A 19,501-nucleotide genomic window follows, 5' to 3' on the forward strand; every position below is an offset into this window, starting at 1 on the left:
CAATGCCCCGATTCTACGGCCCGCCGCCCCGCCCCGGCCTGACCGCAGGAGCACGGGGAGAGGAGGGGACAGGAGCGAGGGGAGCGGAGGAGCGGGGGATCCGGGGCTACAGCAGCGCCAGCGCCCGGCCGGCCACCTCGCGGCCGATCGGGAGGGAGGCCGTCGCCGCCGGCGAGGGGGCGTTGAGCACATGGACCGTCCGCACCGACTCGCGGATCAGGAAGTCGTCCACCAGCGTGCCGTCCTTCAGCACCGCCTGCGCCCGCACCCCCGGAGCGGCCCGGCGCAGGTCGCGCTCCTCGACGAGCGGGAGCATGCGCCGTACGGCCTCGGTGAAGGCGCGCTTGGACAGGGAGCGGTGCAGTTCGCCCGCCCCGTAGCGCCAGTGCGCGCGGGCCATCGCCCAGCTGCCGGGCCAGGCGAGGGTGTCCGCGAGGTCCCGCGGGCGGACGACGGACCAGCCGTATCCCTCCCGGGCGAGCGCCGGGACCGCGTTCGGCCCGACGTGGACGCCGCCGTCGATGCCGCGGGTCAGGTGGACGCCGAGGAAGGGGAAGGCCGGGTCCGGCACCGGATAGACCAGACCGCGCACCAGCGAGGGGTCCGCCAGCTCGTAGTACTCGCCCCGGAAGGGGACGATCCGCATCTCCGGGTCGTCACCGGCGAGCCGCGCCACCCGGTCGCAGTGCAGCCCCGCGCAGTTCACCAGGACCCGTCCGCGCACCACGCGCCCCGCCGCCGTGCGCACCGCCACGCCCCAGGGGCGCCGGTCGACGGCGGTGACCGCCGAGCCGTACAGGATCCGGGCGCCCGACGCGTCGGCCAGCGTGGCCGCCACCGCCCCGTAGTCGACGATGCCGGTCGTGCCCACGTGGATGGCGGCCAGGCCCCGCACCCGCGGCTCGTACGCGCTGATCTGCGCGGGGCCCAGCTCGCGCACCGGGATGCCGTTCTCCCGGCCGCGCTGCACGAGCGCGTGCAGCCGGGGCAGCTCCTCGCGCCCGGTGGCGACGATCAGCTTGCCCGTGACCTCGTGGGGGATGCCGTACTCGGCGCAGAACTTGACCATCTCGGCCGCGCCCTCGACCGCGAAGCGGGCCTTGAGCGAGCCCGGCCGGTAATAGATCCCGCTGTGGATCACGCCGCTGTTCCGCCCGGTCTGGTGGCGCGCGGGGGCGTGCTCCTTCTCCAGGACCGTGACGCGGGTACCCGGGGCGGCGCGCGTGATCGCGTACGCCGTCGACAGACCGACGATCCCGCCGCCGATCACGAGCACGTCACAGTCATAGCGGTCCGACTCGGACACCAGCGCCACCTCCCACCCCTGATAGTGCACTGGCCCACTGACAACCCGGCTAAACCGCTCGCACCGTGGGACACGTGTCACGTCACGCGGGTGCGACGAGGAGCGGGCGGGCCCGCTCCCGGAGCTCCATGACCCGCGGTTCGTCCCCGTACGGTTCGAGCCGGTGCAGCAGGTCCCGTACGTACTCGGTGGTGCGCGCGGAGGAGATCCGCCCGGCCACCTCCACCGCGCGCGTGCCGGCGACGCAGGCCGCGTCCAGGTTGCCCGACTCCAGCTCGGCCACGGCCGACACGACCAGCCGCAGCCCGTGCGAGCGCACGTACTCCTCGGTGGGCCGGGACAGCGCCTGCTCGGTGAAGCGGCGCACCTGCCGGGGCGCCTTCAGGTCGCGGTAGCACTCGGCGGCGTCGGCGCAGAACCGGTCGTACGAGTAGAAGCCGAGCCAGGACGGGTCGCCGTCGCCCTCGCGGGACCGCTCCAGCCAGCCCTCCGCGGCCTTGAGCGCGGCGGCGGCCGCCGCCCCGTCGCCGGCCTTGGCGTGCGCCCGGGCCTCCACGAGCCGGAAGAAGGACATGGTGCGGGCGGTGGCCAGGCCCCGGTTGCGTTCGAGGGCGGCCTGCGCGAGGTCGACGCCCTCGTCGGCGAAGCCCCGGTAGGTCGCCTGGAGGGACATGGAGGCGAGCACGTATCCGCCGAGCGGCACGTCGGCGGCGGCGCGGGCGAGCCGCAGCGCCTGGATGTAGTAGCGCTGGGCGGCCTCCTGCTGGCCGGTGTCGAAGGCCATCCAGCCGGCCAGCCGGGTGAGCTCCGCGGTCGCGCCGAACAGGGCGCGGCCGACCTCGTCGGAGTACGAGCCGAGCAGCAGCGGCGCGGCGTCGACGCGTAAGCACTCGGGGACCATGGAGGAGCGCCAGTCGCCGCCGCCGTACTTGGAGTCCCAGCGGCGCGCGTCCTCGGCGGCCTCGCGCAGCTTGGCGACGTCGCTGTGTCCCACACGCACGTGCTCCACGTTGTCGGCCGCGCCGGCCCCGCCGGGCCCCAGGACCGCGCCTGCGGGGGCGACCGGGACTGCCGCGCCGATCCCTGCGACCGCGCCTGTCGGGCCGCCCGTGTCTGCGGGGCCGGCCGCGCCGAGCGGGCCGCCGGTGACGCCCGTGACGCCCGCGCCGGGGGTGATCCCTGGGACCCCGCCGCCTCCGGGCCCACCGCCCGAGTCCGGCCCGCCCGCCGGGCCCGGCCCGAGGCCGGGGGCCGCCGCCGGGCGCGGGGCGCGGCGCTCGACCGACGGGTCGGCGGGGGTGATCAGCCAGCGGGAGGCGGGTGTCGCGTAGGCGCTCACCGAGAAGGAGCCGGCGAGCGACTGCCAGATCCCGTTGCCGCCCCGCCGACCGGCGAGATCCAGCCGGTACAGCTCGGTGGCCGAGCGGACCGCCTCGCCGACGTCGCGCGGGAAGGCGAGGCCCACCTCGGGGGCGGGGTCGGCGTCGGCGAGACCGATCTCGTGCAGCGGGACCGGCCGGCCGAGCTTCTGGCCGATCGCGGCCGCGATCAGGTGCGGGGCGGCGCCCTGCGGCACCATGCCCTTGGACACCCACCGGGCCACCGAGGTCTTGTCGTAACGAAGCGTCAGGCCCCGTTGCGCCCCGAGGTCGTTGACGCGCCGGGCGAGCCCGGCATTGCTGATTCCCGCGAGGGCGAGAACCGTGCCGAGCTTTTCGTTCGGCCCGCGTTGCTCCCTGGACATGACGCCACCCCTCGACACGACACCCAGACGGCCGCCACGACGCCGGGCATAGGCGTGCGGCATTCGTAAGCACAGCGTAGTTCGCCGGATCCCGACCGTTAAGGGGCAGTGTTCCGTATGGCGAGATTGTTGTCGGATGGGACGACCTATCCGTCCGTGGCCGTCCGTCGTGCTCCGGCCGTGTGGCCGTGCGCCCGCCCGTGCGCTCTCGTCCGGCCCGTGGGAGAGCGCTTCCATGAGTGCTGCGTGGGTCGGCCCACTTGGCCGAGGACCGATGTCCCGGACGGGTGGGCTGGGGGACACCGTCGCCCCATTCCCCGCGGGCGGCGGAACGGCTCCGGGAGGCGAAAGCCTCCCGGACTGCCGCACGTCCGCCCTCTTTCACCGCCGGTCCGTCGGGAAAACCCTCGCCCGCCGGGCGGTTGAGAATGGCCGAAAGGCGACGGTGCTCAACTGGCCCATGCCAGGGGCGCATTCGCCCTTGCCGTGATGCCCCTGGTGATACCTCCCGTGCGCCGTTGTCATGGCAGCATGTCTCCACTCGACCTTTGTGGAGGCGGCGATGCGGTGGCTGGTGGGCTGGAGCAGTGTCGCCGCGCGCTTCGGCACACACGGCGTGCCCCCGGGAGCGCCACTCGGATCGGCCGGCGCCGTCGGCGACCCGGCCGAGGGGCGCACGGTGCAGCCGGTGGGCGCGCAACTCCTGTGGGGCGACCCCGATCCGCTGTGGGCGGTCGGCGACTGGCGCCCCGACGAGGTGCGGCTGGTCTCCGTCGACGAGCACACCCGGCTCGCCGTCCTCGGCTGCTGCGCCGCGAGCGACGAGGAACTGCGGCGCGGCCTGCTGACCGCGCGCGGGGGCGCACTGCGGCACCTGACCGCATGGCCCGGCAGCTACACCGCCGTCGTCAGGACCGGCCGCCGCATCACCGTCACCGGTGACCTCGCCGGCGCCCGGCCGGTCTTCCACACCCCGTGGGCGGGCGGCACGGCCTACGGCACGGCCGCCCTGCCGCTCGCCGACCTCACCGAGGCCCAGCTCGACATCGGTCACCTCGCCGCCCTGCTCGCCTGCCCCGAGACCCCCGAGGCGCTGCGCGACTCCACCCCGTACGAGGGAGTGCGCCGGGTGCCGCCCGGCCACGCGCTGATCCTGCGCGAGGGCTCCCGCGAGATCACCGGCTACGAGACGGTCGCCTCCCTCGCCGTCGCCGCGCCCGAGGCCGACCCCCGGCAGGCCGTGGAGGCCGTACGGGACGCCCTGGTCGAGGCCGTACGGGCCCGTCTCACCGCGCCCCGGCACGCCCCCGAGATGCCGCTGCCCGACCCGGGACCGGTGCCCGGCATGGGCCCCGCCGACCGGCGCGCGGCCCGCGGGACCGGACCCGCGCCCGGCATCGGCGCCGACCTGTCCGGCGGCAGCGCCTCCGGCACCCTCGCCCTGCTCGCGGCGGGGCTGCCCGGCGTCCCCGGCACGATCCTGGGCCACGGCACCGGGGCGGGGGAACGGCTGCTGGCCGTCACCTTCAACGACCTGGCCACGCCAGGGCGCACCGACGAGCTGGAGCGCGCCCGCGAGATCGCCGCCAACCCGCGGCTGCACCATGTGGTCGTCGCGGCCGGCGAGGAGGCCCTGCCGTACGCGGAGCTGGAAGGCCCGCTCACCGACGAGCCGGGCCCCTCACTGGTGTCGGCGGAACGCCACCGCAGACGGCTCGCGGGCGGCAGCGCCGACCACTTCACCGGCTTCGGCGCCCGGCAGGTCCTCGACGCGCACCCGGCCCGGCTCGCCGACCTCCTGATGGACCGCCGGCGCCGCTCCCTGGTGCGGCCGGTCACGGCGCTCGCCAAGGCGACCGGCGCCTCGGCCGGGGCGCTGCTCGTGCCGCTGACGGTCTACCGGGCGGCGCGGCGGCTCGCCCGTACGCCGTACCGGACCGGCCTGGAGGCCGCCGCCACCCGGGTCCTGGAGGCCAACCGCGCGCCCACCGGCGCCTACGGCCCCCTGGAGGCCTCGCTCTCCGCGCTCGCCTGGTCGCGGCCGGGGCCCGCGGCGCGCTGGCTGACGGGGGAGGCGCTGGCGGAAGTATCGGTTCGCCTGCACTGGGCGGCGACCCTGCCGACCTCCGTGCAGCGCCCGGGCGAGGCACGCGCGCGTGCCGCACTCGCCCGTGCCGCGGCCGACCACCGGGTCCTGGAGCAGGCCGCGGAGATCCGCAGCCAGCGCCTGCACGCCCCTTTCCTGGACAACCAGGTCGTACGGGCCTGCCGCGACCTGCCCGAATCGCTGCGGGTCCAGCCCGACGCCCGCGCCGGCGTCCTGCGCACCGTCCTCGCGGGCGCCGGCATCCACGACCTCCCGCCGGGCTGGGGCGCCTCCCATCCGGCGGTCCCCGCCGCGGCCGTCCGCGCCGGGCTGCGCGCCGCCCTGCCCCAGCTGACGGCCCTCTTCGACGCGCCGCTCCTCGCCGACGCGGGTCTGATCGAGGCCCGGGTGGTCCGCCGCGCCCTGCGCGCCGCCGCCGACGGCGAACCGGTCCCCCTCGACGGCCTCGCCGACCTCGTCTCCACCGAACTCTGGCTCCGCCGCCTCCTCGCCCGCCGCGGCTCCTGCTGGACCGGCACGGCGGCCCCCCGCCACCGCGCGGTCCCGGGGCCGCTGATCCCTTCGGGGCGGTCGCTTCCGGCGTGAGGGGGCGGGAGCGGGACCACCGAAACATCACTGCACGCTCGTTCGAGTGAACGTTCTCCCGTTGCACCCGGGCGTGGGTGTCTACGCTGAGAGCGTCGCACCGAGCGAAGGAGGTCCGTCATGGCGATGGCGCTGCCAGTTCCGGGGGATGAGTTTCCGGGCGATGCCGGGCGCGACTACGAGGGCGCGTCTCTCGAGCAGACCTTCGAGCTGTTGAGCGCGGCGGCCCCCAAGGGCTGGCGCGTGGAGCTGATCGAAGGAGAGATCCACGCGACACCACCCGCCAACGGCGAGCACGAAGCGATCGTGACGGAAGTGGTGGAGCAGGTCATCGCCCGGCGTGCTGACAAGAGCCTGCGTAACTCGACTGGCATCGGCATCTACGTCCCGGGAGCCTCGGACACTGGTTATGTCATCCCCGACCTCGTCGTCGCGCCCAAGGGCAGCTTCGAGGACCAGCAGACATGGCACGCTCCCGACCCCGTGCTTCTCGTCGCCGAAGTCACCTCCTTGTCCACGGCCAGCCGTGACCGGATCCAGAAGATCCGCGGCTATGCCCGCGCAGGCATTCCCATCTATCTGCTGATCGACCGCGAGGCCGGCGAGGCCATCGTCTGCTCCGGCCCCGAGGGCGACGACTACGCGCACAAGAGCGCCCACAAGCTGGGGACGCTCGTCCCGCTCCCGGCCCCGCTCGGCTTCGAGCTCGACACCTCGGAGTTCTGACCGCCCCCGCCGCGCGCCCCTCTCAGGGGAACCCCCGACGGAAACCCCGAGGCGCCCGTCACCCCCGACCGCGACAATGATCCGGTGCGGTACCTCATCCTCGGCACCACCGAGGCCCTCGACCCCCACGGCGCCCCCGTCCCCGTCGGCGGCGCCCGGCTGCGTGCCCTGCTCGCCGCGCTCGCGCTGCGCGGAGGGCGGGCGGTGCCGGTCGGGGAGCTCGTGGACGACGTGTACGGGGCCGAGCCGCCGCAGGACCCCGGCGCCGCGGTGCAGGCGCTCGTCGGCCGGCTGCGCAGGATCCTCGGCAAGGACGCCGTCGCCTCCGGTCCCGGCGGGTATCGGCTGGCCGCCGGCCCCGAGGACATCGACCTGTACGTCTTCGAGCGGCACGCCCGCGAAGCCGACGCCCGCCTCGACGCCGGCGACCCGGACACCGCCGCCGCACTGCTGCGCACCGCCCTCGCCCTCTTCCGGGGCCCCGCCCTCGCCGATCTTCCCGAGCCCGCGGGCGTGCGCCCCGAGGCCCAGCGGCTGGCCGCGCTCCGCCGGCGCGTCGAGGCCGACCTGCGGCGCGGCGCCACCGCCGGACTGGTCCCCGAGCTGACCGAGCTGACCGGCGCCCATCCGTACGACGAGACCTTCCACGCCCAGCTGATCCGCGCCCTGCGCGCCGAGGGCCGCCCGGCCGACGCCCTCGCCGCGTACGACAGCGCCCGCCGCACCCTCGCCGACGGGCTCGGCGCCGACCCCGGCCCCGAGCTCACCGCCCTGCACGCCGAACTCCTCGCCGCCGAGCCGCCCCCACCGGCCTCCCGGGGCCCGGCCGCCGCCGCGGAGGCGGGCAACATCCGCCCCCGCCTCACCTCCTTCGTCGGCCGCGAGCCCGAACTGGCCGCCCTCCGCGCCGACCTCGCGCACTCCCGGCTCGTCACCCTCACCGGACCCGGCGGCTCCGGAAAGACCCGCCTCGCCGAGGAGGCCGCCCTCCAGGCGGTCGGCCCCGCCGCCTGGATCGCCGAGCTCGCCCCGCTCGACGACCCCGAGGCCGTACCGGGTGCCGTCCTCTCCGCCCTCCGGCTGCGCGAGACCAACCTGATCAGCCGCGACGGACAGCCCCTCCAGGACGATCCGACCGACCGCCTCGTCGAGCACCTCGCCCACCGCCCCCTGCTCCTCGTCCTCGACAACTGCGAGCACGTCATCGGCGCGGCCGCCGCCCTCGCCGAGACCCTCCTCACCCACTGCCCCGACCTGCGCGTCCTCGCCACCAGCCGCGAGCCCCTCGGCGTCCCCGGCGAATCCGTCCGCCCCGTCGAGCCGCTCCCGCCGACCCCCGCCCACCGTCTCTTCGCCGAACGCGCCCGCGCCGTCCGCCCCGGCTTCCGCGTCGAGGACGACCGGCCCGCCGTCGACGAGATCTGCCGCCGCCTCGACGGCCTTCCGCTCGCCATCGAACTCGCCGCCGCCCGCCTGCGGCTGCTCACCCCCCGCCAGATCGCCGACCGCCTCGACGACCGCTTCCGCCTCCTCACCTCCGGCTCCCGCACCGCCCTGCCCCGCCAGCAGACCCTGCGCGCCGTCGTCGACTGGTCCTGGGAGCTCCTCGACGCGGCGGAGCGCGACCTGCTCCGCCAGGTCTCCGTCTTCGCGGGCGGCTGGGACCTCGCCGCCGCCGAAGCCCTCACCCCGAGCACGCCGAGCGCCCCGGATGCCCCGGACGCTCCCCGGGCCACCGACACCGTCGGCGCCCTCGGCAGCCTCGTCGAGAAGTCCCTCGTCGTCGCCACCCCCACCGACGACGGCGAGATGCGCTACCGCCTCCTGGAGACCATCCACGAGTACGCGGCCGAGCGCGCCGCCGAGACGCCGGAGCTGCTGGCCGCCGCCGAGGCCGCCCACACCGCCCACTTCACCGCCCTCGCCGAAAAGGCCGAACCCCTGCTGCGCTCGGGCGAACAGCTCCCCTGGATCACCCGCGTCGAGCGCGACCTCGACAACATCCGCGCCGCCCTCCACCGCACCGTCGCCGCCCGCGACGAAGCCGGCGCGCTGCGGCTGGTCTTCGCCCTCGGCTGGTTCTGGTGGCTGCGGAACTACCGCTCCGAGGGCCTCGCCTGGACCGAGCGCGTCGTCCGGCTCGGCGACGACCCCGAGGACCCGGCCGACCCCCGCTACTGGCCCCGCATGCACCTGCGGATGCTGCACTTCTTCCTCGCCGTGGAGAGCCAGACCGTCCCCGCCTTCCGCGACGACCCCGAGGCCATCGCCCTCGTCGACCGGCTGCGCGCCGCCTTCGCCACCGACCCGGGCCCGGAGGCCGCCCGCTTCCCCGGCCTGCTGTGGCCGTTCACGGCGTATCTGACGGGCGAACCGGTCGACGTCCGGGCCCTCCTCGACATCGCCGTCGCCAACACCCGCCGCCACGGCGGTGAGTGGGAGATGGGCGTCACGCTCATGTTCCGTACCCACATGGTCATCGACATGCCCGGCGGCACACCCGACGTCGACGACGACCTCGCCGAGCTGCGCACCCTGTCCCGGCGGGTCGGCGACCGCTGGATGCGCGCCCAGGTCGCGAGCGCGGCGGGCGAGGCCAACATGCTGTACGGCCGGCACGCGGAGGCCCGTGAGGCGTACGAGGAGGCCCTGGACCTGGCCCGCGAGGTCGGCGCGCACGCGGAGGCACCGTTCCTGATAGCCCGGCTCGCCGAGCTGGACTACCGCCTCGGCGACATGACCGCAGCCGTCCGGGGCCTCCAGGAGGCGACGGCGGTGGCCGAGCGCCACCGCGTCCGCGACACCGAGACCTACGTCCGCTTCCTGCTGGCCGGGATCGCGCTCTACGAGGGCGACGTCGCCGCGGCCCGTACGCACATGGAGACGGCCGGCGCGCTCATCGACGAAAGCACCCCGCCACCGCACTTCCAGGCCCTCGTGACCGGCCTCGCCGCCCGGATCGAGGCCCACGAGGGCGCGGGACGGGCGGCCGTCGCCCATGCCGTCGACGCCCTGCGCATGGCGCAGGACGCCCAGTGCGCGGAGGTCTTCGCGGCCGGCCTCGCCGACGGCCTCGCCACCGCCCTCGCCCTCACCGGCGAACTCGCCGCCGCGGTCACCGTCCTGACCGCCGCCACCGCCTGGCGGGGCACGTCCCCGGCCGCCGTCCCCGAGCTCCGCGAGGCGGAGGCCGTCACGACCCTGGCCCGCGCCGGCCTCACCCCCGACGCCTACGCCACCGCCGAGGCCGCCGGCCGCGGCCTCGCCGTGCCGGAGGTCCTGGCCTTGGCGCAGCCGTACGTGGGGTAGGGGCAGCCTGCCGAGACCCCGGAGCCCTGGCCCCGGCTCCCGGCACGGGTCCGGCGGAGCCGTACGCCCGGCCGGCGTCCGCACGGCAGGGGCCCTCGGCCCCCGGCCACGCACAGGCTCCCCCACCGTCTCCCGGCCCCAGGCCCCGGGCCCTGGTCCCCGTACCGTGTCCCGGCGGAGCCGTACGCCCGGCGGGCACCCGCACGGCAGGGCCCGGCCCCGGGCCCCTGCTCCCGCACCGTCGCCCGGCACGGGTCCCGGCGGAGCCGTACGCCCGCCCGGCGTCCGCACGGCAGGGGCCCGGCCCCCGCCTCCCGGTCCCCGCACCGTCTCCCCGCACGTGTCCCGGCGGATCCGTACGCCCGGCCGGCGTCCGCACGGCGGAGGCCCCCGGCCCCCGGCCCGTCTCCCGGCCCCGACCCCCGGCCCCGGTGGAGCCGTACGGCCCGCAGCGGCGGCGGCGGTCGATCAGCGGCAGCTGATGCGGGAGTTCGCCCAGTTCGCGACCGCCGCCCGGCCGAACGGGGTGTGGTCGTCGACCACGAGCCGCAGGGTGCGGTGGCCGGAGATGCCGACGTGGACCGGGACCGGGGCGTCGCCCGGGCGGATCACCGGGGAGCGCCACAGGCGCTTGCCGTCGCCGTACACGGAGAAGCGGACGCCGCCGACACCGAGCGGGGCGCTCATGTCGTCGAGGCCGACGAGCGCGTCGTAGCTGGTGCACTGCCGGTTGAGGTCGATCAGCACCGAGGAGGGGACGTGCACGCTGACGCCGTGCGCGTAGCGGGTGCCGCCCATGGAGACGCCGGAGCGCTGCCACATCCAGCTGCTGGCCGCGAGGTTCACCTCGGGCTTGGTGCCGTCGCCGGCGATCCCGTACTGGAGCCGGCTGAGCTGGTAGACCGCCGGCCCGGTGGTGGGGGTCGGCTTCGGTCTGGGCTTCGGCGCCGTCCGTGACGGGCTGGGCTTCGGCTTGGGCTTCGGGGGCGGTGCCGGCCGGGGGCTCGGCTTCGCGCTCGGCGTCGTCGGCTCGGGGCTGGGCGGCGGAGCCGGTACGGGCGGGGGCACCGGCTTCGGGGTCGGCGAGGGGGGCGGCTTCGGCGCGGGCGGCGGCGGTGGTGTGACGGGCGCGACGGCCGAAGGGGTGGCCGCGGGCTGGGCGACGGGCTCCTGGTCCGATCCGGTCAGCGCCCAGACCAGGCCGGCGGTCGCGGCGACGGCGGCGACGGCCGCGATGCCCGCCTTCGCGGGGATGCCCAGGCCCTCGGCGGCCGCCGCCGACCCGGCCCCGGCCGTACTGCCCGCGGTGCCCGTCCCCGTGGCAGCGGCCGCCGCCCCGGCCGCGCCCGCGCCGGCGGCACCTCCGGCGGCGATGCCGGCCGCCTTGAGGGAGTACCCGGCGGCGAACCAGCCGATGACGGCGATCGGGAGCAGCGCGGGGATCCCGGCGTTCACATGCGCCAGCTCACCGGCGGCGAGCCGGCACTTGGCGCACTCGTCGAGGTGCTTGCGCAGGCCCCGCTCGGCCCGCATCCGCAGCCCGCCGCGCGCGAACGCGCCGAGCCGGTCGGCATAGCGGGCGCAGTCGCCGCCGGCGGTGAGCGACTGGCTGACATGGGCCTGGAGGTAGGCCTGCTTGAGGCCCTCACGGGCCCGGCTGGCGAGCACCGCCGTGGCGTTGGCGGTCAGGCCGAACAGCGGTGCGATCTCGCTCGGCGACTCCTCCTCGACCGTGGTGTGCCACAGCACCGCCTGCCAGCGTTCCGGCAGCGACCGGAACGCCTGCATGGCGAGCGACTGCTCGGCCTCGTGCATGGCGCGCACGTCCGCACCCAGGTCCAGGCCCGCCCCGAAGGTCGCCGTCTGGTCGGCGACCTCGGCGGCCCGGGCGGCGTCCTCGGCGAACACCGCGAAGTCCTCGACCAGGTGCTCGCGCTTCTGGGTCCTGGTCCAGGTCGCGGCCACCCGGCGCACACTCGTCAGGAGGTAGGCCCGGACGGCCTGTTCGGGCCCTGCACCGCCCCGTACCGCCTGCAGGGTGCGGGCGAAGACCTCGGCCGTCAGATCGTCGGCGGTGTCCGCGTCCCGGCAGCAGCTGCGCGCGTAGCGGCGGACGGCGGCGGAGTGACGGCGGAACAGCTCCTCGTACGCGCCGTCGTCGCCCTCCCGCATCCGCTGCACGAGCTCGGCGTCGGACGGCGGCACCTCCCGCGGCGGGGGGAGCACGGACCCGGAGCCGGCCTCGGCCTCGTCGGGGAAGGACTGCGCGGCCAGACCGCCTTCGCGCTGCTGTGGCACGCTCGCCTCGGGCACCGCGCCGACGGCCCCGGGGCCACCGCCGGGAGCGCCGGCCGGACCGCCCTGGCCGGGCACCTGGGCGGGGGGCGGGCTCACGGCCTTCGCGGTGCCACCGTCTCCGCCCAGCGCTTCGTCCCGACTGTCACCGCTCATCGCGGAAGCCCCCGTATGCACGCTCGGACCCGAACACCGGCCAAGCGTGCCACAGAGCGCGGGCACGCCGAACCCCCGCGTCCACTTACCACTCGTCCGGGGCGACTTCCCGTTCCCGGGCGTAACCGCTCATCCGTTCGCGTCAGTCCGGACGGTCCGTCCGGACCGTCGACGGGCCACCCCGCCGAGGCACGATCGCGCCGCCGCCCTCGCCGCTACCGCGAGCGCAGTCCCTCCAGGAGGATGTCGAGGAGACGGGTCGAGGCCGCCGCCTGCTGGGCCGCGTCCGGCAGCGCCGGCGCGCCCGTGGCTATGACGAGCAGGACATCGGACACCGTGACGTCCGCCCGCAGCTCGCCCGCCTCCCGGGCCCGGTCCACCAGCCGGCCCACGACCTCCAGGAGCTCCGCGGCCCCCGCGTCGTCCTGCTCGGCCGCCGGCACCGCGCGCGGCGCGACCACCCGCTGGTCGGCGTGCTCCCCGAAGCCGTTGGCGCCGGCCGCACCCGCCGGGGCGGAGGCCCGCTGCTGCGGCACCCGGGCCTCGTCGTCCGGCGCACCCGCCGGCAGCACCACGTCGTCCACGCCCACCCGCAGCACCTGCGGCGGCAGCAGCCGGCCGGCGCCCGAGGCGACCGACGTACGCAGGAACCGGGACAGCGCCGACCACGGCTCGTCCTCCTGGCCGAGGGCGGTCCGCGCCTGCTCGGTGAGCCGCGCCGTCTCCTCCTCGGCTATCCGCCGGACCAGCACGTCCTTGCTCGGGAAACGGCGGTACACGGTGCCGACACCGACCCGGGCGCGGCGCGCCACGTCCTCCATCGGCGCCCCGTAACCGAGCTCGCCGAACACCTCGCGCGCCGCCCGCAGCACATGCTCCAGATTGCGCTGCGCGTCCACCCGCAGGGGCGCGGACCGCCCGTTCGCCATCGACTGCGCCGTACGGACCTGCCCGTACGAATCCTGAATCTGCATAAGCGTTCCCCCGCTCATGATGTCTCCCCCCGGAGACTCCCCGCCCTGACACGGGGTCCGTCCGCGCCGCGCTCCTTGGTCCACGCGCGGCGATCCGACACCCCGACGAAGTACGAACATAGTTGAGTCCGGGTCAATTCAGAAGGGGCAGTTCCGTACGGTGCGCCCCCCGATCGGAGCAAGGACCCGGACCCTCCCGATTCAGGACCCGCCCCCCACCCGCCACCCCCGCCCTGACCTGCGCACTTCCTCGTGCGACCGGTCAGTTCGCCACCCCGCGCCTCCATACTGCGCCGGTCACACAATTTGCCGGGCCTGTGGACAAACCCCGGACGGCGTTGCGTCATGGGACAGTGACCGAACCTGTGCGCATTCTCGTTGTCGGCGGCGGCTACGTCGGGATGTACACCGCGCTGCGCCTGCAGCGGCAGCTCAAGGCGGAGCTGAGAAGCCACGCGGCCGAGATCACGGTGGTCACCCCCGACCCGTACATGACGTACCAGCCGTTCCTGCCCGAGGCCGCCGCCGGCTCCATCTCCCCGCGCCATGTCGTCGTCCCGCTCCGCCGCGTCCTCGACCGCTGCCGGATCGTCATCGGCGAGGTTCACTCCGTCGACCACGCCAAGCGGACCGCGACCCTCTCCACCCTCGCCACCGAGGAGGAGGGCACCGGCCACGTCCGGCTCGGCTACGACGAACTCGTCATCGCGCCCGGCTCGGTCTCCCGCACCCTCCCGATCCCCGGCCTCGCCGACCACGGCATCGGCTTCAAGACCGTCGAGGAGGCCATCGGCCTGCGCAACCACGTCATCGAACAGATGGACATCGCGTCCTCCACCCGCGACCCCGCCCTCCGCGACGCCGCCCTCACCTTCGTCTTCGTCGGCGGCGGCTACGCGGGCGTGGAGGCCCTCGCCGAACTCGAGGACATGGCCCGCTACACGGCCCGCTACTACCACAACATCAAGCCCGACGACCTGCGCTGGGTCCTCGTCGAGGCCTCCGACCGGATCCTGCCCGAGGTCGGCGAGGAGATGGGCCGCTACGCCATCCGCGAGCTGCGCGCCCGCAACATCGACGTACGGCTCGGCACCCGCCTCGAATCCTGCGAGAACCGCGTCGCCGTCCTCTCCGACGGCACCCGGCTGCCCACCCGTACCGTCGTGTGGACCGCCGGCGTCAAACCCGCGCCGCTCCTCGCCGCCACCGACCTGCCCCGCAACGCACGCGGCCGGCTCGTCTGCACCCCGTACCTCACCGTCGACGGAGTCGAACACGCCTGGGCCGCCGGCGACGCCGCCGCCGTCCCCGACGTCACCGCCGAGGAACCCGGCAAGGAGTGCGCGCCCAACGCCCAGCACGCCGTCCGCCAGACCAAGGTGCTCGCCGAGAACCTCGCCGCCTCCCTGCGCGGACAGCCGCTCAAGGAATACGCGCACGCCTACGCCGGCTCCGTCGCGTCGCTCGGCCTCCACAAGGGCGTCGCCCACGTCTACGGCCGCAAACTCAAGGGCTACCCGGCCTGGTTCATGCACCGCGCCTACCACCTCAGCCGGGTCCCCACCTTCAACCGCAAGGCCCGCGTCCTGGCCGAATGGACCCTGTCCGGCCTGTTCAAACGCGAGATCGTCTCCCTGGGCTCCCTGGAACACCCCCGGGCCGAATTCGAACTCGCCGCCGCCCCGCCACCCGCCCCGAAGGACACGTCACCGGGCGACAGCCCCGGCGAGTCTTCGGCCTGACATCACTGTCAGTGCACTCGTCCACACTGGACGTGTGACCATAGGTGGGCTCACACCTGCACAGAGTGACTCTGCACGGCAACGACACCACGAGGCATACAGATCCGTGAACTTCACCCGTTGGAGCGCCCGTCTCCCCGGTACGCAGCGCCGAGCGGCGGCCCGCGGGACCGAAGGCGCCGTGCCCGCGGCCCGCGGTGAGTACGGGCCCCGGCCGGACCACCCCGCCGACGCCGCCACCGACGCCGACACCGACGGCGCCGCCGCAGACGTCCCCGCAGGCGTGCCCGCCCTGGAGGACTTCACCGTCCGCGAGATCGTCGGCCGTCTCCCCGGCCTGGTCGCCCTCGTGTACGGTCCGGAGCACCGCATCGCGTACGTCAACGACGCGTACGCCGCCGCCTTCGGCCCCCGCCCCGCCGGAGCCACCGTCGCCGCCTCCTGCCCCGAGGCGGAGGAGCTCGGCCTGCTCCCGCTCCTCGACCAGGTCCTGCGCAGCGGCAAGCCCCGCACGGTCAAGTCGCGCCGCACCCAGGACGGCGGCTCCTACACCGTCACCTGCCTGCCCGTGGAGAGCCCGCGCCTGCCCGACGGCGGCGTCCTCGTCCACGCCGCCGACGTCACCGACCACGCCGAGGCCGCCGAGCGGCTCCGCGCCAGCGAGCGCCGCCACCGCGAGACCGCCGTCACCCTCCAGCGCTCCCTGCTCCCGCAGGAGCTGGAGCAGCCCGACGACCTGCGGATCGCCGCCACGTACCAGCCCGGCGGCACCGACGCCGCCGTCGGCGGCGACTGGTACGACGTCATCACCCTCGGCGCCGGCCGCACCGCCCTCGTCATCGGCGACGTCATGGGCCGCGGCGTCCGCGCCGCCGCCGTCATGGGCCAGCTGCGCACCGCCGTCCGCGCCTACGCCCGCCTCGACCTGCCCCCGCACGAGGTGCTCCAGCTGCTCGACGGTCTCGCCGCCGAGATCGACGCCAGCCAGATCGCCACCTGCGTCTACGCCGTCCACGACCCCAACGAGGGCAAGCTCGTCTACGCCTCCGCCGGCCACCTGCCGATCCTCGTCCGGGACGAGGACGGCACCGTCCGCCGCGCCGAGGACCCCACCGGACCCCCGCTCGGCACCGGCGGCTGGCTCCACACCTCCGGCACCATCGCCCTGCCGCCCGGCTCCACCGCCGTCCTCTATACGGACGGCCTCGTCGAGCGGCGCCGCGAGGACATCGACGAGGGCGTCGCCGCCCTGGAGCGCGCCCTGTCCGGCGCCACTGGCACGCCCCAGGTCGTCTGCGACCGCCTGCTGCGCTCCCTCGGCGTCACCGCCGAGCACGACGACGACGTGGCCGTGCTCGTCCTCCAGCACCCCGCCCGCAAGGGACCCGACGCCGAGCTGTTCCACAACGCCGCCCTGGAGCTCCTCGGCGGAGTGGAGGCGGCGCCACGCGCGCGTGCCTTCGCCTCCGGAGTCCTCGCCAGCTGGCGCTTCCCGGTGGAGCTGCGCGACCTCGGCGTCCTCGCCACCAGCGAGCTGGTGGCGAACTCCCTCCAGCACGGCACCCCGCCCATGCGCCTGCGGCTGCGCCGCACCGACCGCCGCCTGATCATCGAGGTGACGGACGGCGACGACCATCTGCCGCGCCGCCGCAGGGCGGAAACGGAGGACGAGGCGGGTCGCGGGATCTCGATCATCGCGACGATCGCCTCGTCCTGGGGGAGCCGCCGCACACCCGGCGGCGGCAAGGCGGTGTGGTGCGAGTTCGCCCTGCCGGACTGATCCGTACGGGTCAGGCGGCGGCGCTCTCCTTCGCCGGCTCGTGCCGGGCCACGATCTTCGACGGCCTGGCGGCGAGCGACGGCTGGTTCTGCGCCGGCGTGAGCCGCCTGCCGAGCCGGACCGCCAGCACGGTGATGCCGAGCGAGAACAGCACGAAGGTGACGATGTACGGGCCGTGCAGCGAGGCCCCCATCGGCCCGCCGACCGCCGGCCCGACGGCCAGCGCCAGCTGCTTCACCAGGGCGAAGGCCGAGTTGTACGTCCCGACCATCGACTCCGGCGCCAGGTCCGCCACCAGCGGCGCCACCGTCGGCGACAGCATCGCCTCACCGAGCCCGAACAGCGCGTACGTGGAGACGAACGCCGCCGTCGCCATCGCCTGACTGCCGTGCCCCAGACCCGCGTACCCGGCGAACAGCCACGCCACGGTCCAGATGAGCCCCACGGCGGCGATGACCCGGGTCCGCTTGCGACGCTCGACGAACTTCAGCACCAGGAACTGGGCGACCACGATCACCGCCGTGTTCGCGGCCAGGGCGATGCCGAGCGTCGACGGGGCGATGCCCGCCGCCTCCGTGCCGTACGCGGCGAGACCCGACTCGAACTGCCCGTAGCAGGCGAAGAACAGCACGAAGCCCAGCACACACAGCTGCACCATCGCCTTGTGCCCGAGCAGCGCCCGCACGGCGCCGCCCTTGCCGGCCGCCGGCCGCGCGCCCTGGAGGGCGGGCGACTGCGGCATGCGCACGGTCAGCACGATCGCGGCGAGGGCCAGGAACATCGCCGCCTCGATCGAGAACAGCAGCAGGAAGCTGTCGGGGCGGCTCTCGTCGACCAGCTGGCCGCCGATCAGACCGCCGACACCGAGGCCCAGGTTCTGCAGGAAGAACTGCATGGCGAACGAGCGGGTACGGGTGGTCTGCGTCGAGCACCACACGATCATCGTCGCGAGCGCCGGCTGCATCACCGCCGTACCGGCACCGAGCAGCGCAGCGGACCCGACGGCCGTGGTCACCGAGGACGCGAGGCCCATGCCGACCGCGCCGAGCGCTGCGAGCAGCGAGGCCACGAGCAGCACGGGAACCGGCCCGCGCCGGTCGACGGCCCGCCCGCTGAAGGGCAGGACGAGCAGTGCGGCCATGGCGAACACGGCCAGGACGACACCCGCCGTGCCCGCGCCCAGATCCCGCACCTGAGCGACGTACACATAGAGGTACGGCACGGTGAAGCCGAGTCCGAACGCGCTCAGCGCGCTGCCTGCCTGAATCCGGCGCATCGCGGCGCCCATCGCCTTGGTCACACTCACCCACTTCGGTCGCGGGTTCAGTCCTGTAGCCCTGAACCCTGAAGACTTCAACACTAAAGTTCGATGCTTAACAATACACATGGAAGGACTTCAACGCCAACGACCACCGTGGGATACTCGGCCGCATGTCCGACACCCCCGTGCCGTCCGGCCCCCAGGCCCCCCAGGAGCCGAGCCTCGACGAGCAGATCGCCGCCTACCAGCGCGAGTTCCGCGACCTCGACCCCCAGGTCGAGAAGGTGGTCTCCGCCCTGGGACGACTGAACCGCCGGATGAACGTGGCGTACGGCCGCCAGGTCGCCGACCTCGGCATCAGCAACGCCGAGTGGGAGGTGCTCAAGACCCTGGTCCTCTCCGGCGCCCCCTATCGCCTCGGCCCGGGTGAGCTGGCCAAGCGCCTCGGCCTCACCCCGGCCGCGATGACCCACCGCATCGACCGCATGGCCGGCGAGGGGCTGGTCACCCGTGACCGCGACGAGAACAACCGGGTCCGCGTGATCGTCGAGCTGACCGACGAGGGCCGCCAGAAGTGGCTGGAGGCCATGCGCATGGCGACCGACTTCGAGGAGGAGCTCCTCCAGGACCTCTCCACGGAGGAGCGCGGTGTCCTCGGCGAGATGCTCATCCGCCTGCTGCGCCGGGTCGAACTGACCCAGCCGGACGCGGGTGGCCGCCTGACGGACCTGGACTGATCCGGACCCCGGAGCCCCGGTCCGGAGGCCCGGCCGCCCGGAGGCCGACGAGGGGGGTCGCCGGGGGCTCGCCAGGGGGGCTTGACACGCCCCTCCGCGATCCGTAGTGTTCTCCGAGTTGTCGCGGAGCCGGAACGGTTCTTCGACAGCCACTCCCGCCGCAGTAGCGGCACTTCAACTCCGCACGATCTCCCTACCGGGACGAATTTCGGCATGCCGAAATTCATTTCGAAAGGCTCGATTATGAGCCGCCGGGGAAATCCGCTAGAGTTTGAGACGTCGGAACGGCCCAACAGCCGCGAAGACAACTCCCGCTGACTGGGAATCAGGCCCGAAAGGATCTGATAGAGTCGGAACGGCCGGAAGGGCCCGGAGCGAAAGCGAAAGGGACCGGAAAGCACCGAGGAAATCGGATCAGAAAGGATCTGATAGAGTCGGAAACGAAGGAAGCGCCCGGAGGAAAGCCCACGAGGGTGAGTACGAAGGAAGCGTCCGCACCTTGAGAACTCAACAGCGTGCCAAAAATCAACGCCAGATTAGTTGATACCCCGTCCATCTTCGGATGGTCGAGGTTCCTTTGAAAAAGTCCACCCCACGGGGTGGCACACAGCGAGGACGCTGTGAACGGTACGGACTATTCCTCCGCACCGTTCCGCTCAACGCGAGTGTAGAACCGGATTACCGGTAAACATTCACGGAGAGTTTGATCCTGGCTCAGGACGAACGCTGGCGGCGTGCTTAACACATGCAAGTCGAACGATGAAGCCCTTCGGGGTGGA

The 19,501-nt window shown here is 74.5% G+C and carries 11 protein-coding genes and 1 rRNA gene; 7 read left to right on the plus strand and 5 right to left on the minus strand.

What is annotated here, in order from left to right:
• Window positions 1-106: 106 nt before the first annotated feature.
• Window positions 107-1,306: an L-2-hydroxyglutarate oxidase gene (gene lhgO / locus ABTZ91_RS11880; RefSeq protein WP_352076982.1), complete on the minus strand. Its 1,200-nt coding sequence runs from the start codon at window positions 1,304-1,306 to the stop codon at window positions 107-109.
• An 82-nt stretch (window positions 1,307-1,388) separates the two neighbouring features.
• On the minus strand, window positions 1,389-3,050 hold the full coding sequence (locus ABTZ91_RS11885) for a sporulation protein (protein WP_352076983.1): 1,662 nt from the start codon (window positions 3,048-3,050) through the stop codon (window positions 1,389-1,391).
• Between the two features lie 562 nt (window positions 3,051-3,612).
• Here ABTZ91_RS11885 and ABTZ91_RS11890 point away from each other — a divergent pair.
• The 3 genes from ABTZ91_RS11890 to ABTZ91_RS11900 all read left to right on the plus strand — a co-directional run bounded on the left by ABTZ91_RS11890 (window position 3,613) and on the right by ABTZ91_RS11900 (window position 9,777).
• A complete protein-coding gene (locus tag ABTZ91_RS11890; RefSeq protein WP_352077003.1) occupies window positions 3,613-5,742 on the plus strand; it encodes an asparagine synthase-related protein in 2,130 nt (709 codons plus the stop codon).
• Between the two features lie 126 nt (window positions 5,743-5,868).
• A complete protein-coding gene (locus ABTZ91_RS11895; RefSeq protein ID WP_352077004.1) occupies window positions 5,869-6,468 on the plus strand; it encodes a Uma2 family endonuclease in 600 nt (199 codons plus the stop codon).
• A gap of 84 nt (window positions 6,469-6,552) precedes the next feature.
• On the plus strand, window positions 6,553-9,777 hold the full coding sequence (locus tag ABTZ91_RS11900; RefSeq protein WP_352076984.1) for a BTAD domain-containing putative transcriptional regulator: 3,225 nt from the start codon (window positions 6,553-6,555) through the stop codon (window positions 9,775-9,777).
• Window positions 9,778-10,245: 468 nt separating this feature from the next.
• Here ABTZ91_RS11900 and ABTZ91_RS11905 read toward each other — a convergent pair whose 3' ends face one another.
• Window positions 10,246-12,228: a sigma-70 family RNA polymerase sigma factor gene (locus ABTZ91_RS11905; RefSeq protein WP_352076985.1), complete on the minus strand. Its 1,983-nt coding sequence runs from the start codon at window positions 12,226-12,228 to the stop codon at window positions 10,246-10,248.
• A gap of 215 nt (window positions 12,229-12,443) precedes the next feature.
• Window positions 12,444-13,202 carry a helix-turn-helix domain-containing protein gene (locus tag ABTZ91_RS11910; RefSeq protein WP_352076986.1) on the minus strand — a complete coding sequence of 253 codons (759 nt, stop codon included), beginning with the start codon at window positions 13,200-13,202 and terminating at the stop codon, window positions 12,444-12,446.
• A 353-nt stretch (window positions 13,203-13,555) separates the two neighbouring features.
• Here ABTZ91_RS11910 and ABTZ91_RS11915 point away from each other — a divergent pair, with 353 nt between their 5' ends.
• Entirely contained in the window at window positions 13,556-14,944 is a 1,389-nt protein-coding gene (locus ABTZ91_RS11915; RefSeq protein WP_352076987.1) for an NAD(P)/FAD-dependent oxidoreductase, read from the plus strand.
• 106 nt (window positions 14,945-15,050) lie between these two features.
• Window positions 15,051-16,724 carry a SpoIIE family protein phosphatase gene (locus ABTZ91_RS11920; RefSeq protein WP_352076988.1) on the plus strand — a complete coding sequence of 558 codons (1,674 nt, stop codon included), beginning with the start codon at window positions 15,051-15,053 and terminating at the stop codon, window positions 16,722-16,724.
• Window positions 16,725-16,734: 10 nt separating this feature from the next.
• Here ABTZ91_RS11920 and ABTZ91_RS11925 read toward each other — a convergent pair whose 3' ends face one another.
• On the minus strand, window positions 16,735-18,012 hold the full coding sequence (locus ABTZ91_RS11925; protein ID WP_352077005.1) for an MFS transporter: 1,278 nt from the start codon (window positions 18,010-18,012) through the stop codon (window positions 16,735-16,737).
• A 143-nt stretch (window positions 18,013-18,155) separates the two neighbouring features.
• On the opposite strand from ABTZ91_RS11925, the gene ABTZ91_RS11930 reads away from it, so the two are divergent.
• Together ABTZ91_RS11930 and ABTZ91_RS11935 are read left to right on the plus strand one after the other, a co-directional pair.
• Window positions 18,156-18,722: a MarR family transcriptional regulator gene (locus ABTZ91_RS11930; protein ID WP_352076989.1), complete on the plus strand. Its 567-nt coding sequence runs from the start codon at window positions 18,156-18,158 to the stop codon at window positions 18,720-18,722.
• A 691-nt stretch (window positions 18,723-19,413) separates the two neighbouring features.
• Window positions 19,414-19,501, plus strand: a 16S ribosomal RNA gene (locus ABTZ91_RS11935); the annotation flags it as partial.

This window comes from Streptomyces sp. NPDC126499, from assembly GCF_040302485.1.
GTDB lineage: Bacteria > Actinomycetota > Actinomycetes > Streptomycetales > Streptomycetaceae > Streptomyces.

Coding starts and splice junctions, on each gene's coding strand:
- ABTZ91_RS11885 (WP_352076983.1), bottom strand. CDS start 3,050: ATGTCCAGGGAGCAACGCGGGCCGAACGAAAAGCTCGGCACGGTTCTC.
- ABTZ91_RS11890 (WP_352077003.1), top strand. CDS start 3,613: ATGCGGTGGCTGGTGGGCTGGAGCAGTGTCGCCGCGCGCTTCGGCACA.
- ABTZ91_RS11895 (WP_352077004.1), top strand. CDS start 5,869: ATGGCGCTGCCAGTTCCGGGGGATGAGTTTCCGGGCGATGCCGGGCGC.
- ABTZ91_RS11905 (WP_352076985.1), bottom strand. CDS start 12,228: ATGAGCGGTGACAGTCGGGACGAAGCGCTGGGCGGAGACGGTGGCACC.
- ABTZ91_RS11910 (WP_352076986.1), bottom strand. CDS start 13,202: ATGCAGATTCAGGATTCGTACGGGCAGGTCCGTACGGCGCAGTCGATG.
- ABTZ91_RS11925 (WP_352077005.1), bottom strand. CDS start 18,012: ATGGGCGCCGCGATGCGCCGGATTCAGGCAGGCAGCGCGCTGAGCGCG.
- ABTZ91_RS11930 (WP_352076989.1), top strand. CDS start 18,156: ATGTCCGACACCCCCGTGCCGTCCGGCCCCCAGGCCCCCCAGGAGCCG.